Consider the following 15,171-nt stretch of genomic DNA (forward strand, 5'->3'; position numbering starts at 1 on the left):
GGAGTTGGCATGGCGAACATGTTTGCCCTGATCCTGGTCGTTGCGACACTGGTGACGGGTCTGTTGTGGTGTCTGGATAAGTTTATTTTTGCCCCTAAACGTCTCCAGCGTCAGGCCGCCGCGCAGGCAGCGACAGGTGATCAACTGGATCCGAAAACCCTGAAGAAAGTCAGCCCTAAACCGGGCTGGCTGGAAACTGGCGCTTCCGTGTTCCCGGTTCTGGCGATAGTTTTGGTGGTGCGTTCATTTATTTATGAACCCTTCCAGATCCCGTCAGGTTCGATGATGCCAACGCTTTTGATTGGTGATTTTATTCTGGTAGAGAAGTTTGCTTACGGCATCAAAGATCCTATCTACCAGAAAACATTGATTGAAACCGGTCATCCAAAACGCGGCGACATCGTGGTCTTCAAATACCCTGACGACCCGCGTCTGGACTACATCAAGCGTGCAGTAGGGTTGCCGGGTGACAAAGTCAGCTACGATCCCGTCGCGAAAGAAGTCACCGTTCAGCCGGGTTGCAGTTCCGGTACGGCATGTGAAAACGCGCTGCCAATCACCTATTCCAACGTTGAGCCGAGCGACTTCGTTCAGACTTTTGCTCGTCGTAATGGCGGCGAAGCCACCAGTGGCTTCTTCCAGTTGCCAAAAGGCGAGACCAAAGAAAACGGTATTCGCCTGGTAGAACGCAAGGAAACGCTGGGTGATGTAACGCATCGTATTCTGACCGTGCCGATTGCGCAGGATCAGCTGGGTATGTATTACCAGCAGTCAGGCCAGCCGTTAGCGACCTGGATCGTGCCGCCGGGACATTACTTCATGATGGGTGATAACCGTGATAATTCCGCGGACAGCCGTTATTGGGGCTTTGTTCCGGAAGCCAACCTGGTTGGTAAAGCGACCGCGATTTGGATGAGCTTTGAGAAACAAGAAGGCGAATGGCCGACTGGCGTCCGCTTGAATCGTATTGGCGCGATTCATTAATTCGTGTGAATTGAACACGTAACCACTGATAAGAGTGGTTACGTGAATTATTTAAAGGATAATCTCACCTGGCTAACGACATCCCCACCCGTTGTGTATAGAATATTCCCCCGAAGTTTAAGGTTGGCGCAGAGCCAGTGCCACGGCACACGAAACCGCGTTGGTTTTCTCAGGTCGGTTTCGTGTGCTGCATTTTTGACGCATTCATTTATTGGTATAGCATGAACCCCATCGTAATTAATCGGCTTCAACGGAAGCTGGGCTACACTTTTCAGCATCATGAATTATTGCAACAGGCATTAACCCATCGCAGTGCCAGCAGCAAACATAATGAGCGTTTAGAGTTTTTAGGTGACTCCATTTTGAGTTACGTGATCGCGAACGCGCTTTATCACCGTTTCCCCCGCGTTGACGAAGGCGACATGAGCCGGATGCGTGCCACGCTGGTACGCGGCAATACGCTTGCCGAAATTGCGCGCGAGTTTGAACTGGGTGAATGTTTGCGACTGGGTCCTGGCGAACTGAAAAGCGGTGGTTTTCGCCGTGAATCTATTCTCGCCGATACTGTCGAAGCATTAATCGGTGGCGTTTTCCTCGACAGCGATATCCAGACTGTTGAGCAACTGATTCTGAACTGGTATCAAACGCGTCTGGACGAAATCAGTCCAGGCGATAAACAAAAAGATCCGAAAACGCGTCTGCAGGAATACCTGCAGGGTCGCCATTTGCCGCTACCATCGTATCTGGTGGTGCAGGTTCGTGGCGAAGCACACGATCAAGAATTTACCATCCATTGCCAGGTTAGCGGCCTGAGTGAACCGGTGGTTGGCACAGGTTCAAGCCGCCGTAAGGCTGAACAGGCTGCCGCCGAACAGGCGTTGAAAATGCTGGAGCTGGAATGAGCGAAGAAAAAAGTTACTGTGGTTTTATTGCTATCGTCGGACGTCCGAACGTTGGCAAATCAACCCTGCTGAATACATTACTTGGGCAGAAGATCTCAATCACGTCCCGAAAGGCGCAGACCACGCGCCACCGTATCGTTGGCATCCATACAGAAGGTGAATATCAGGCCATTTACGTTGATACTCCGGGTCTGCATATGGAAGAAAAACGAGCCATTAACCGTCTGATGAACAAAGCGGCGAGCAGCTCAATCGGTGATGTTGAGCTGATCATATTCGTCGTGGAAGGGACTCGCTGGACGGCGGACGATGAAATGGTCCTGAACAAACTGCGTGACGGTAGAGCGCCGGTCATTCTTGCGGTCAACAAAGTTGATAACGTGCAAGAGAAAGCCGATCTGCTGCCACACCTGCAGTTCCTGGCAAGCCAGATGAACTTTCTTGATATCGTTCCGCTGTCTGCGGAAAGCGGAATGAATGTGGATACCATCGCGGGTATTGTGCGTAAACATCTGCCAGAAGCGATTCATCACTTCCCGGAAGATTACATCACCGACCGTTCTCAGCGCTTTATGGCCTCTGAAATCATCCGTGAAAAACTGATGCGTTTCCTGGGCGCTGAACTGCCGTACTCTGTGACCGTTGAAATCGAGCGTTTCCAGACTAACGAGCGCGGTGGTTATGACATCAACGGACTGATCCTCGTCGAGCGCGAAGGGCAGAAGAAGATGGTGATTGGTAACAAAGGTTCCAAGATTAAAACCATCGGTATTGAAGCGCGTAAAGACATGCAGGACATGTTTGAAGCACCGGTACACCTCGAACTGTGGGTGAAGGTGAAGTCTGGCTGGGCCGATGATGAGCGCGCACTGCGCAGCCTCGGTTACGGCGACGACGTCTGATTTTCACACTCGATGGCTTTCGAGGTGCACGAAGGCGGCAAGACCGCGAATCTCCGGAAGCTTACTCGGGTAAACGACCGGGGTGAATGGGTGCCGCCAACGCACCTGCAGCGTGAAAGACGATGAGCATGATGGAAGGCTGGCAGCGCGCATTCGTCCTGCATAGTCGTCCCTGGAGCGAAACCAGCCTCATGCTGGACGTCTTCACGGAAGAGTCTGGTCGCGTGCGCCTTGTGGCAAAAGGCGCACGATCCAAACGTTCCAATTTGAAAGGGGCTCTACAACCTTTCACCCCTCTTTTAGTTCGCTTTGGTGGTCGTGGGGAAGTCAAAACCCTGCGCAGTGCTGAAGCCGTCTCTCTGGCGCTTCCCCTTTCCGGTATCACGCTTTACAGCGGTCTGTATGTCAACGAACTCATCTCACGCGTTCTGGAACATGAGACCCGCTTCTCTGAACTCTTCTTTGATTATCTGCACTGCATTCAGGCGCTGGCTGGCGCAACGGACTCGCCGGAACCCGCATTACGTCGGTTTGAACTGGCGCTGCTCGGGCATCTTGGCTACGGTGTCGATTTTCTGCACTGTGCGGGGAGCGGGGATTCAGTCGATGACACCATGACTTATCGTTATCGGGAAGAGAAAGGGTTTATCGCCAGTATCGTTATTGATAACACCACTTTTACCGGGCGACACCTCCGGGCGCTGTCCGAGCGTGAATTTCCCGATCAGGACACCTTACGCGCGGCAAAACGCTTTACCCGAATCGCCCTCAAGCCGTATCTTGGTGGCAAGCCTTTAAAGAGCCGAGAATTATTCAGGCAGTTTGTGCCAAAGCGTTAACGAACAATGAGAAAACCGAGGATTGTCATGGCTGAATTACTGTTAGGCGTCAACATTGATCACATCGCCACACTGCGTAACGCGCGTGGTACGGCATATCCTGATCCGGTTCAGGCGGCGTTTATTGCCGAGCAGGCGGGCGCAGACGGTATCACCGTTCATTTGCGTGAAGATCGCCGCCATATCACTGACCGCGATGTGAAAATTCTGCGCCAGACGCTGGATACCCGCATGAATCTGGAAATGGCGGTGACGGAAGAGATGCTGGCGATTGCCTGCGAAACCAAACCGCATTTCTGCTGCCTGGTGCCGGAAAAACGTCAGGAAGTAACCACCGAAGGCGGGCTGGATGTCGCCGGACAGCAGGATAAAATGCGCGATGCCTGCAAACGCCTCGCTGACGCCGGAATTCTGGTTTCCCTGTTTATCGACGCCGATTTTGACCAGATCAAAGCGGCTGCCGCGGTCGGCGCGCCGTACATCGAAATTCACACCGGCTGCTATGCCGATGCCGAAGATGAAGCCGCTCAGGCTAAAGAGCTCGCCCGTATCGTGAAAGCAGCCACTTACGCTGCCAGCCTGGGCTTGAAGGTTAACGCCGGGCACGGTCTGACGTATCACAACGTCAAAGCGATTGCGCAAATTCCGGAGATGGTTGAGCTGAACATCGGTCACGCCATTATCGGTCGGGCAGTGATGAGCGGTCTCAAAGAAGCCGTGTCGGAAATGAAACGTCTGATGCTGGAAGCGCGTCAGTAATGGCGATTCTGGGCTTAGGCACGGACATTGTTGAAATTGGCCGTATCGAAGCGGTGATCGCCCGGAGTGGCGATCGCCTGGCGAGACGCGTGTTGAGCGACAACGAATGGGCAATCTGGGAAACGCATCAACAGCCGGTGCGTTTTCTGGCGAAGCGTTTTGCAGTTAAAGAGGCAGCAGCGAAAGCCTTTGGCACGGGCATCCGCAACGGACTGGCTTTTAATCAGTTTGAAGTGTTTAACGATGAACTGGGCAAACCGCGCCTGCGTTTATGGGGTGAGGCGCAAAAACTGGCGGAGAAACTCGGCGTGGTCAATATGCACGTGACGCTGGCGGATGAACGGCGCTACGCCTGCGCGACGGTCATTCTCGAAAGTTAAACTTTGTCGGCGTGGTGCATCAGCACAAATTTGTCCCACAGCTGCTCTTCTGATTCAGCATGCGCAGGATCTTTGAGGATGGTGTTTGGAATAGGGCACACTTTCTGACAGGTCGGCGTCTCGTAATGACCGATGCATTCGGTACAGCGCTCGCTGTTAATCTCATAAATGCTGTCACCCATGGAAATCGCCTCGTTAGGGCATTCGGGTTCGCACATATCGCAATTGATGCATTTTTTAGTGATTAACAGCGCCATCAGGAAAATCTCAGAAACAACACAAACAGGGCGGGCATTATACGCTCATTCCCTGTTCAAACCAGTTTTTTTACCAGCTCTTCGCTGTGACGAATACGTTCTGGCGCATGTTCCAGATCCTGCTGTACGAGTGCCACAAAGAGCAAATCCGTCAGCATCATCTGCGCGCTGGTGGACGAAATGGCCGCGCTGCGCGTCGCTTGTTCTTCCGCAATGGTGTACAGGCAGCGCGTCGCCCGTTGTTGCAGGGCGTTAGGGGTAAAACCGGTGATCGCCAGAATTTTACCTCCAACGCGTAACGCTTCATCCGCAGCAAGATTGATCTCGCGGCGCTCACCTGAATATGAAATTGCCAGCAGCAGATCGTCGGGAGCCATTGCCTGAACTGTAGACAGCAGGGCATGCATATCCTGTTCGGACATGGCGTTGAAACCAATTTTCGTGAGTTTCCAGCCTAAATTCCGCGCCACCAGTCCGGATGCGCCAATGCCCGTCAAAATGATCCGTCTCGCGCTGCGCAGCATGGCGACACTTTCGAGCAATTTTTCTTCGCTATTCACATCAAGCGTGGCGTGCATTGCCGTCACGTTCTCCTTGATGAGTTTTTCCCCGACGAGGCGCATCGGGTCATCACCGCGAATCTGATTGTGCAGCGGCATGGATTGCGGATTAGGGTTGTTGACCAGCGCTTCACTGATCGCCAGCTTTAGTGCCGGAAACCCTTTGAAGCCAATCTTTTGCGCAAATTTAACGACGCTCGACTGGCTGACTCCCGCTTCGCTGGCGAGCTGTTGAGAGCTTAAATGACGCGCGTGATCGGGCTGCGCCAGCAGGAAATCCGCCAGTTTTTTGTCGCTCTGGGCAAAGCCCGCATAACGCTGGCGAATACGAATTAAGCAGTTCATACGTCCTCCTGGCGAAAATGTGATAGCCGCAGCAAATCGACGTTTGCTCACCTGAATGAATTTTATATTCCACTATAGTACGGGTATTATGAATTAAAAATTCTTGAGGTACAAAAGATGAATCTTGGCTCGTTAGTGTCTGAATCACGTAATCCACAAACCATGGATCTGGACGCGTTGTCCACCTTTGACCTTGTAACCCGTTTTAATCAACAGGATACGCTGGTCGCGCTGGCAGTGAAAGAGACATTGCCTGAGGTGGCTAAAGCCGTGGATGCGGCAGCTGATGCGTTGAAGTCCGGTGGGCGCATAATTTATATGGGCGCAGGAACCAGCGGGCGGCTGGGTGTGCTGGATGCGTCAGAATGTCCGCCAACCTTTGGCGTGCCGCACGGTCTGGTGCTTGGCCTGATTGCAGGCGGACCCGGCGCGTTATTAAAAGCGGTCGAAGGCGCTGAGGATAATCAGCAACTGGGTGCAGACGATCTCATCGCAATTCATCTGACTGCCAACGATTTGGTGGTCGGTCTGGCCGCATCCGGGCGTACGCCCTACGTCATCGGTGGCCTGGAATACGCCAAACAGCTGGGATGCACGACGGTTGCGATCTCCTGCAATCCGGGGTCGCCGATTGCTCAGGTCGCGGCGATTGCTATCTCTCCTGTTGTGGGGCCAGAAGCGTTGACCGGCTCAACGCGGCTTAAATCCGGCACGGCACAAAAGCTGGTGCTCAACATGATCTCCACCGGCGCGATGGTGAAATTCGGCAAGGTTTACCAGAACTTAATGGTGGATATGCAAGCCACCAATATCAAGCTGGTGGACAGAGCCTGTCGCATGGTGGTGCAGGCAACGGGTGCCAGCCGTGAAGAGGCGGAAGCGGTGCTCAAACAAACCGATCACGATGTGAAACCCGCCATTCTAATGCTCCTGAGTGGGCTGGATGCCGCAGCGGCGCGCGCTAAGCTCGAGGCACATCAAGGTTTCCTGCGGGCCGCGTTAGAAAACTAAAACAGCAGAGGCGTGTATGGAAAAAACAGCAGCGCTCGCCAGCGACATTTTGCAGGGGATTGGCGGAGAGAAAAATATTCTGCGTCTTGAAAACTGCATGACGCGGGTGCGGGTGGAAGTTCAGGATGACGAGCAGCTTGATGTCGCTCGTCTGAAAAATCTCTCCGGCGTCAGCGGCTACGTTAAACAAGGTGCGCAGCACCAGTTGATTGTCGGGCCGGGCAAAGCCGCGCAGGTTGTCGATGCGATGCGGGCCTTAATGGGGGACGGCGGCGCTGGCGTGCTTAATGACGCGGAACGCACCAAAGCTCAGGCGAAAGCCAAATACAAAGCCCCAATGAGCGATGCGCTGCGACAGCTGGCGAACGTTTTTATTCCGCTGATTCCTGCGTTTATCGCCTCTGGTCTGATTACCGGCATTATCAATATTCTTAAGCGTCCGGATATCGTCGGGGATTTCGCCACGCAGTATCCTAATATGCTAGGAATCCTGGGCATTTTCGGCAGCGCGGTATTTGCCATTATGAATATCCTGGTCGGCGTCAATGCCGCGAAGGTGTTTGGCGGATCGCTGGCGATGGGCGGCGTGATGGCGGGGATCCTTTCCAGTCCGCAGCTGGCGCAGATAACGCTGTTTGGCGAAGCGCTACAGCCGGGGCGGGGTGGCGTAATCGCGGTGCTGCTGGTGGTCGTCCTGATGTGCTGGATAGAGAAAAAACTGCGCAGCCTGCTGCCAGGCTCAATTGAGTTGATTCTTAACCCACTGCTGACGACGCTGATCACAGGGAGTATCGCGATTGTGGCGCTGCAACCGTTAGGCGGATGGATCTCAGAGGCCATTGCTCACGGTGCTTCTTTAGCTATCGATCGCGGTGGCCTGCTGGTTGGGGCGATTTTGTCCGGGACGTTCCTGCCGCTGGTGTTGACCGGTTTACATCAGGGACTGGTGCCGATTCACGTTGAGCTGGTTCAGGCGCATGGTTACAACGCCCTGCTGCCGATCCTGTCGATGGCGGGCGTTGGACAGGTGGGTGCGGCCATTGCGGTACTGATGAAAACGCGCAACGCCCGACTGAAAAAGGTCATCAAAGGGGCGCTGCCGGTAGGGTTACTGGGTATCGGCGAGCCGCTTATTTTCGGCGTCACGCTCCCGCTCGGCAAACCGTTCCTCGGTGCCTGTCTGGGCGGTGCTGTGGGCGGGGCGCTGATCAGCTACTGGAAAGTGGCGACCGTTATCACCTTTGGCATTTCAGGTTTACCGCTGGCATTAACCATCGTGACCGGAAAAGTCATGCTCTATCTGTTAGGCTATTTAATAGCGGTGATCGCCGGGTTCCTGTTTACCTGGCTGTTAGGGTTCAACGATCCAGAGGAGTAAGGTTTGGTTAATCACGAGCGACGTGTTGTCTTTTTCGATCTAGATGGAACGCTGCATCAGCAGGATATGTTTGGCACATTTATGCGCTATCTGCTGCGCCGCCAGCCCCTCAATGCGCTGCTCGTGCTGCCTCTTTTGCCGGTGATCGGCATGGCGTTGTTAATCAAAGGACGCGCCGCTCGCTGGCCGATGAGCCTGCTGCTATGGGGATGTACTTTTGGTCATAGCGAGGCACGGCTCAAGCAGCTTCAGCAGGATTTTGCCCTGTGGTTCCGCGAGCATGTCACTGCGTTTCCGGTGGTCCAGGATCGCCTGACCACCTATCTGAATGCCAACGATGCGGATATCTGGTTAATTACCGGTTCTCCCCAGCCGCTGGTGGAGCAGGTCTATTTTGATACGCCGTGGCTGCCACGCGTGAATCTAATCGCCACCCAAATTGGCCGTGCCTATGGTGGTTGGGTGCTGACTATGCGCTGCCTGGGTCACGAGAAAGTCGTGCAACTCGAGAAAAAAATTGGTACGCCGCTGCGGCTGTACAGCGGTTACAGCGACAGCAAACAAGACAACCCACTGCTCTATTTTTGCCAGCACCGCTGGCGAGTCACACCCTCTGGTGAACTTCAGCAACTGGAATAGTGTTAATCATAACGGGTGTGTATAATGCGCCCGCTTTTCAGACTGGAGTATTAGCCGTTGTCCGACCTTGAACTCAATCATGAATACTGGATGCGTCATGCGCTCCTGCTTGCCAAACGCGCCTGGGATGAGGGCGAAGTGCCCGTGGGTGCCGTTCTGGTACATAACAACCAGGTGATTGGGGAAGGGTGGAACCGCCCGATTGGGCGTCACGATCCCACTGCACATGCCGAAATTATGGCGTTGCGTCAGGGCGGTCTGGTATTACAAAACTACCGGCTGCTTGATACCACGCTTTACGTCACGCTGGAGCCGTGCGTAATGTGCTCCGGCGCGATGGTACACAGTCGCATCGGGACGTTGGTCTTTGGGGCGCGAGACGAAAAAACAGGCGCGGCGGGTTCGCTGATGAACGTGCTCGGCCATCCGGGTATGAATCACCAGGTGCCGGTTATCGGCGGGGTGCTTGCACCAGAGTGTTCGGGGCTATTAAGTGATTTCTTTCGAATGCGCCGTCAGCAGAAAAAGCAACAAAAGGCAGAATCGACGTCGTCGCCGGGTGATTGAGTTCATGCGGTGAAACCACCGGATAGCTCTGCGCGATCTGCTTGGACTGTGTCACTTCCTTTTCCTTTTCCATCAGATAACCCACAAGGCTTATCTGATATTTCCGGATATTTTCCACATAGGCGTAAGCCTCATGCCCACGCGCATAGCCGTAGGTGAGTTTGTTGTACCAGGGTTTCTGGCTTAAGAGTGGCAATCGCTGTTTAACGTCGGACCAGCTGTCCGGGTTACCTTTCGTTTTGGCCGTCAACGCACGGGCGTCGAGCATGTGCGCATAGCCCATATTGTAGGCCGCGAGCGCAAACCAAATCCGCTCTTCTTCCGGCACGGTATCCGGTACTTTTGCCATCATGTCCTGCAAATAGCGCGCGCCGCCGCTGATGCTCTGTTCGGCATCGGTGCGATCGGTCAGGCCGAGACTTTGCGCGGTATTTTTGGTGAGCATCATCAGACCGCGCACACCGGTCGGTGACGTCGCCTGGGCATCCCAATGTGATTCCTGATAGGAAATTGCCGCCAGCAAACGCCAGTCAATTTCCTCGGCATATTTCTCGAAGAGGGGCTGTAAATCGGGCAGCACACTGTCAACGGCACGCAGGAAGCTGCGGGTATCAACGTAATCAAAATCACCGCCGTGCCCGAGATATTTCTCTTCAAGTCGCGCCAGGGTGCCTTCTTCATTCATGGAATTAAAGAAATCGAGAATGGCAGCGGAGAGCGTCTGATCGTCATCGAGCGGGCTAAACCAGGTGACGGGCTGTTCATCGGTCACATCAAGCGCAACGGCGATTTCTGGATGAACGCGCTGGAAAAAACTGATCGCGACAGAATCGGCGATCGTGTACGCCAGCTTTTTGTCTTTCACTTGCTCCAGCAGCGCAGTGGTACCCAGCTTCTCATCGACTTTCCAGCTCAGATCCGGATATTTTTTCTCTTTCAGGACACGCAAATCGTCAATGACCACATGGCCCGGCGCGACGGTGAGCTGCTGCTCGTTAAGCGTGGCCATCGTACGTGGGCGAACGCCACCGACGCGATACACCACCTGCTGCGAAACAGAATAGTATGTCGGGCCAGGTTGATAGTTTTTGCTCCGCTCGCTGTTATACACCAGCCCGGCGGCCAGCAGGTCGGCATCGTCATTATCCAGGTCGTCAAACAGCTGGCTGATATTTTGACGAACGGTGATTTTGAGTTTTACGCCAAGGTAATCGGCAAACTGTTGCGCCAGTTCATAATCCAGGCCAATGATTTTGCCATTCACATTGTTATAGGTCAGCGGGGAGTCGAGAGTACTGACGCGCAGTTCCCCCCGCGACTGAATCGCGGCGATACGGTTTTCGGCTTTGCCGAACCAGGGAATTGAAGGCCATAAGGCCGCTGCCAGCAGCAAGGTGACTATGCCGATGAGCAGATAATTAATCTTGAATTTTTTCAATTAGTTAATTCTCTGCGCAGTGCGATGCCTCAGTGTGCTGTAGTCATGTTAAGAATAAGGTTTACCATTGAATGAGCGGCATTTTGCGTAAACTTGCGCCAGTTGGCAACTAATTACAGAGACAGGTCACACCAATCGATAAAAATTCAGAATGATTTTATTTCGACGCAAACGGTTTCGTCGGCGCTCAGGATTCTCTATAATGACGCCCGTTTTCCCCTTGCGCACACTGTAAGCGCCTCAGGCGCTTCGAAGACGAGAGACTTATGATGGAAATTCTGCGTGGTTCGCCTGCACTATCTGCCTTCCGTATCAACAAACTGCTGGCACGTTTTCAGGCTGACGGCCTTCCGGTAAGCACTATTTACGCTGAGTATGTCCATTTTGCTGACCTGAATGCTCCTTTAAATGCAGAACAGCGAGCGCAGCTCGAACGCCTGCTCAAGTATGGTCCGAGTCTGAGCAGCCACACGCCGACCGGTAAACTGATTCTTGCTACGCCTCGTCCGGGCACCATCTCCCCTTGGTCTTCTAAAGCCACTGACATCGCCCACAACTGCGGTCTGAGCCAGATCAATCGTCTGGAACGCGGCGTGGCGTATTACGTTGAAGCATCGACGCTGACAGACGAGCAGTGGCAGACGGTTGCCGCTGAACTGCACGATCGCATGATGGAGAGTGTGTTTGCCTCTCTGGACGATGCACAACAGCTGTTTTCCCATCATCAGCCTGCACCTGTACAAAGCGTGGATCTGCTGGGACAGGGCCGCCAGGCGCTGATTGACGCCAACCTGCGTTTAGGGCTGGCGCTGGCGGATGACGAAATTGACTACCTGCAGGATGCGTTCGTTAAGCTGAACCGCAACCCTAACGACATCGAACTGTATATGTTCGCGCAGGCGAACTCTGAGCATTGTCGTCACAAGATTTTTAACGCCGACTGGATTATCGACGGCGAAGAACAGCCGAAGTCGCTGTTCAAGATGATTAAAAACACCTTTGAGAAAAATCCTGAACACGTGCTGTCAGCGTATAAAGACAACGCGGCGGTGATGGAAGGGTCTGACGTGGGCCGCTTCTTCGCCGATCGCGAAGCAGGGCGCTATGACTTCCACCAGGAGCCAACGCATATCCTGATGAAGGTCGAAACGCATAACCACCCGACGGCGATTTCTCCGTGGCCGGGAGCGGCGACAGGTTCCGGCGGCGAGATTCGTGACGAAGGTGCAACCGGACGTGGCGCGAAGCCGAAAGCAGGGCTGGTAGGTTTCTCCGTTTCAAACTTGCGTATTCCTGGCTTTGAACAGCCGTGGGAAGAAGATTTCGGCAAGCCGGATCGCATTGTCACCGCGCTCGATATCATGACCGAAGGCCCGCTGGGTGGCGCAGCCTTTAACAACGAATTTGGACGCCCGGCGCTGAACGGCTACTTCCGTACCTACGAAGAAAAAGTCGATAGCCATAACGGTGAAGAGCTGCGCGGGTATCACAAACCGATCATGCTGGCGGGTGGGATCGGCAATATTCGCGCCGATCACGTCCAGAAAGGCGAGATCGTTGTGGGCGCAAAGCTGATCGTCCTCGGCGGTCCGGCTATGAATATCGGTCTTGGCGGCGGTGCGGCGTCTTCTATGGCGTCCGGTCAATCTGACGCAGACCTTGATTTTGCCTCCGTCCAACGTGACAACCCGGAAATGGAACGTCGCTGTCAGGAAGTGATCGACCGCTGCTGGCAGCTTGGCGATGCCAACCCGATTCTGTTCATTCACGATGTCGGCGCGGGCGGTCTTTCGAACGCCATGCCAGAGCTGGTGAGTGACGGCGGTCGCGGTGGTCGCTTCAATCTGCGCGATATTCTGAGCGATGAGCCAGGCATGAGCCCGCTGGAAATTTGGTGTAACGAATCTCAGGAACGCTACGTGATGGCCGTCGCTGCCGATCAGTTGCCGCTGTTTGACGAGCTGTGCCGCCGTGAGCGCGCGCCATACGCGGTGATTGGTGAAGCGACAGAAGAACTGCACCTGACCATGAACGATCCGCACTTCGACAATCAGCCGATCGATCTGCCGCTGGATGTGCTGCTGGGCAAAACGCCAAAAATGACCCGCGATGTGCAAACCCGTAAAGCGACGGGCAAAGCGCTGGATCTGCATGGTGTGACAATTGCCGATGCGGTAAACCGCGTTCTGCATCTGCCTGCGGTGGCAGAGAAAACCTTCCTGGTGACCATCGGTGACCGTTCCGTGACCGGTATGGTGGCACGCGATCAAATGGTCGGCCCGTGGCAGATCCCGGTGGCGAACTGCGCGGTTACCACCGCGAGCCTCGACAGCTACTACGGCGAAGCGATGGCGCTGGGCGAACGTACGCCGGTCGCGCTGCTCGACTTTGCTGCTTCTGCGCGCCTGGCTGTTGGCGAAGCGCTGACGAACATTGCCGCCACGCAGATTGGCGACATCAAACGCATCAAATTATCCGCAAACTGGATGGCGGCTGCAGGGCACCCTGGTGAAGACGCCGGTCTGTACGAAGCGGTGAAAGCGGTAGGCGAAGAGCTGTGTCCTGCGCTCGGCCTGACCATTCCGGTGGGCAAAGACTCGATGTCGATGAAAACCCGCTGGCAGGAAGGTAATGAGCAGCGCGAGATGACGTCTCCGCTGTCGCTGGTGATTACCGCTTTTGCGCGTGTTGAAGACGTACGTCATACCATCACGCCGCAGCTTTCTACCGACGATAACGCCCTGTTGCTTATCGACCTGGGTAAAGGGCACAACGCGCTGGGGGCGACCGCGCTGGCGCAGGTTTACCGTCAACTTGGTGACAAACCTGCTGACGTGCGTGATGTGGCACAGCTGAAAGGCTTCTACGAGGCAATTCAGGCGCTGGTGGCCGCGCGCCAACTGCTGGCCTACCACGACCGTTCAGACGGCGGCCTGATGGTCACTCTGGCGGAGATGGCCTTTACCGGCCACTGTGGCGTGGAAGCGGATATTGCTGCGCTGGGCGACGATCGTCTGGCGGCGCTGTTCAACGAAGAGCTGGGCGCGGTGATTCAGGTGCGTGCGGCGGATCGCGAAGCCGTAGAAGCGCTATTGGCGCAGCATGGTCTGGCTGATTGCGTGCATTATCTGGGTAAAGCCGTGGTGGGCGATCGCTTTGTCATTGAAGCGGACGGTCATGCGGTGTTCAGCGAAAGCCGCTCGACGCTGCGTATGTGGTGGGCTGAAACCACCTGGCAGATGCAGCGCCTGCGTGATAACCCGGAATGCGCTGACCAGGAGCATGAGGCGAAAGCCAACGATAACGATCCGGGCCTGAACGTGAAGCTCTCTTTCGATATCAACGAGGATGTTGCGGCTCCGTATATTTCGACCGGTGCGCGTCCGAAGGTCGCTGTGCTGCGTGAGCAGGGCGTGAACTCCCACGTTGAAATGGCGGCAGCGTTCCACCGTGCGGGCTTTGATGCTATCGACGTGCACATGAGCGACCTGCTGGCTGGCCGCATGGGTCTTGAGGACTTCCAGGCGCTGGTGGCCTGCGGCGGGTTCTCCTACGGCGACGTGCTGGGCGCCGGTGAAGGCTGGGCGAAGTCCATTCTCTTCAACAATCGCGTGCGCGATGAGTTTGAAACCTTCTTCCATCGTCCACAGACGCTGGCATTGGGCGTGTGTAACGGCTGCCAGATGATGTCCAATCTGCGCGAAGTCATTCCGGGCAGCGAAGCCTGGCCGCGCTTTGTGCGTAACCAGTCCGACCGCTTCGAAGCACGCTTCAGCCTGGTGGAAGTGACGCAAAGCCCATCTCTGCTGCTGCAGGGAATGGTGGGTTCGCAGATGCCCATCGCCGTTTCCCACGGTGAAGGCCAGGTTGAAGTGCGCGATGCTGCGCATTTGGCTCAGATCGAGAGCAAAGGGCTGGTGGCGCTGCGCTTTGTCGATAACTTCGGCAAAGTGACAGAAACTTATCCGGCAAACCCGAACGGCTCCGCCAACGGTATTACGGCGGTGACCAACGAAAGTGGCCGTGTGACTATCATGATGCCGCATCCGGAGCGTGTATTCCGCACCGTCAGCAACTCATGGCACCCGGAAAACTGGGGCGAAGACAGCCCATGGATGCGTATTTTCCGCAATGCGCGCAAGCAGTTGGGGTAACCCCGTTGCCTGGCGCCGGACGATAAGCGTTACGTCCGGCGGATGAGATGTGCTTT

Annotated in this window: 14 protein-coding genes; 11 read left to right on the forward strand and 3 right to left on the reverse strand. The window is 55.0% G+C overall.

What is annotated here, in order from left to right:
• Positions 1-9 precede the first annotated feature (9 nt).
• The 6 genes from lepB (at position 10) to acpS (ending at position 4,766) form a co-directional block, all read left to right on the forward strand.
• Positions 10-984, forward strand: coding sequence for a signal peptidase I (gene lepB / locus ACKI5T_RS05015; protein WP_059179475.1), 975 nt, complete (start codon positions 10-12; stop codon positions 982-984).
• A gap of 221 nt (positions 985-1,205) precedes the next feature.
• Entirely contained in the window at positions 1,206-1,886 is a 681-nt protein-coding gene (gene rnc, locus ACKI5T_RS05020; RefSeq protein WP_015960048.1) for a ribonuclease III, read from the forward strand.
• Complete coding sequence (gene era / locus ACKI5T_RS05025; RefSeq protein ID WP_015960047.1) at positions 1,883-2,788, forward strand: GTPase Era; 906 nt, start codon at positions 1,883-1,885, stop codon at positions 2,786-2,788. The genes rnc and era overlap by 4 nt, the downstream gene beginning before the upstream one ends.
• Positions 2,789-2,919: 131 nt before the next feature.
• Positions 2,920-3,627, forward strand: coding sequence for a DNA repair protein RecO (gene recO / locus ACKI5T_RS05030; RefSeq protein WP_041689706.1), 708 nt, complete (start codon positions 2,920-2,922; stop codon positions 3,625-3,627).
• Positions 3,628-3,654: 27 nt separating this feature from the next.
• Entirely contained in the window at positions 3,655-4,386 is a 732-nt protein-coding gene (pdxJ, locus tag ACKI5T_RS05035) for a pyridoxine 5'-phosphate synthase (RefSeq protein WP_407436018.1), read from the forward strand.
• Entirely contained in the window at positions 4,386-4,766 is a 381-nt protein-coding gene (gene acpS / locus ACKI5T_RS05040; protein ID WP_015960044.1) for a holo-ACP synthase, read from the forward strand. Before pdxJ ends, acpS begins: the two co-directional genes overlap by 1 nt.
• Here the strand turns inward: acpS and ACKI5T_RS05045 are convergent.
• Positions 4,763-5,023 (reverse strand): YfhL family 4Fe-4S dicluster ferredoxin, encoded by a 261-nt coding sequence (locus ACKI5T_RS05045; protein WP_133629580.1) that lies wholly within the window; start codon positions 5,021-5,023, stop codon positions 4,763-4,765. The genes acpS and ACKI5T_RS05045 overlap by 4 nt on opposite strands.
• A 56-nt stretch (positions 5,024-5,079) precedes the next feature.
• A complete protein-coding gene (locus ACKI5T_RS05050) occupies positions 5,080-5,928 on the reverse strand; it encodes a MurR/RpiR family transcriptional regulator (protein ID WP_015960042.1) in 849 nt (282 codons plus the stop codon).
• 117 nt (positions 5,929-6,045) lie between these two features.
• Here ACKI5T_RS05050 and murQ point away from each other — a divergent pair, with 117 nt between their 5' ends.
• From murQ to tadA, 4 genes are read left to right on the forward strand one after another with little or no spacing between them, the layout of a single operon-like run.
• A complete protein-coding gene (murQ, locus tag ACKI5T_RS05055; RefSeq protein WP_407436021.1) occupies positions 6,046-6,939 on the forward strand; it encodes an N-acetylmuramic acid 6-phosphate etherase in 894 nt (297 codons plus the stop codon).
• 16 nt (positions 6,940-6,955) lie between these two features.
• The gene (locus ACKI5T_RS05060) at positions 6,956-8,317 is read left to right on the forward strand and encodes a PTS transporter subunit EIIC (RefSeq protein ID WP_407436023.1); all 1,362 of its coding nucleotides are present in this window, start codon (positions 6,956-6,958) and stop codon (positions 8,315-8,317) included.
• A gap of 3 nt (positions 8,318-8,320) precedes the next feature.
• Complete coding sequence (gene yfhb / locus ACKI5T_RS05065) at positions 8,321-8,956, forward strand: phosphatidylglycerophosphatase C (protein ID WP_407436025.1); 636 nt, start codon at positions 8,321-8,323, stop codon at positions 8,954-8,956.
• A gap of 57 nt (positions 8,957-9,013) precedes the next feature.
• On the forward strand, positions 9,014-9,523 hold the full coding sequence (gene tadA, locus ACKI5T_RS05070) for a tRNA adenosine(34) deaminase TadA (protein ID WP_407436027.1): 510 nt from the start codon (positions 9,014-9,016) through the stop codon (positions 9,521-9,523).
• On the opposite strand, the gene mltF is transcribed toward tadA, so the two are convergent.
• Entirely contained in the window at positions 9,408-10,961 is a 1,554-nt protein-coding gene (gene mltF, locus ACKI5T_RS05075; protein WP_407436028.1) for a membrane-bound lytic murein transglycosylase MltF, read from the reverse strand. The genes tadA and mltF overlap by 116 nt on opposite strands.
• 266 nt (positions 10,962-11,227) lie before the next feature.
• Here mltF and purL point away from each other — a divergent pair, with 266 nt between their 5' ends.
• Positions 11,228-15,115 (forward strand): phosphoribosylformylglycinamidine synthase, encoded by a 3,888-nt coding sequence (purL, locus tag ACKI5T_RS05080; protein ID WP_407436030.1) that lies wholly within the window; start codon positions 11,228-11,230, stop codon positions 15,113-15,115.
• Positions 15,116-15,171: the final 56 nt, after the last annotated feature.

This window comes from Lelliottia sp. (assembly GCF_045627565.1).
Lineage (GTDB): Bacteria > Pseudomonadota > Gammaproteobacteria > Enterobacterales > Enterobacteriaceae > Enterobacter.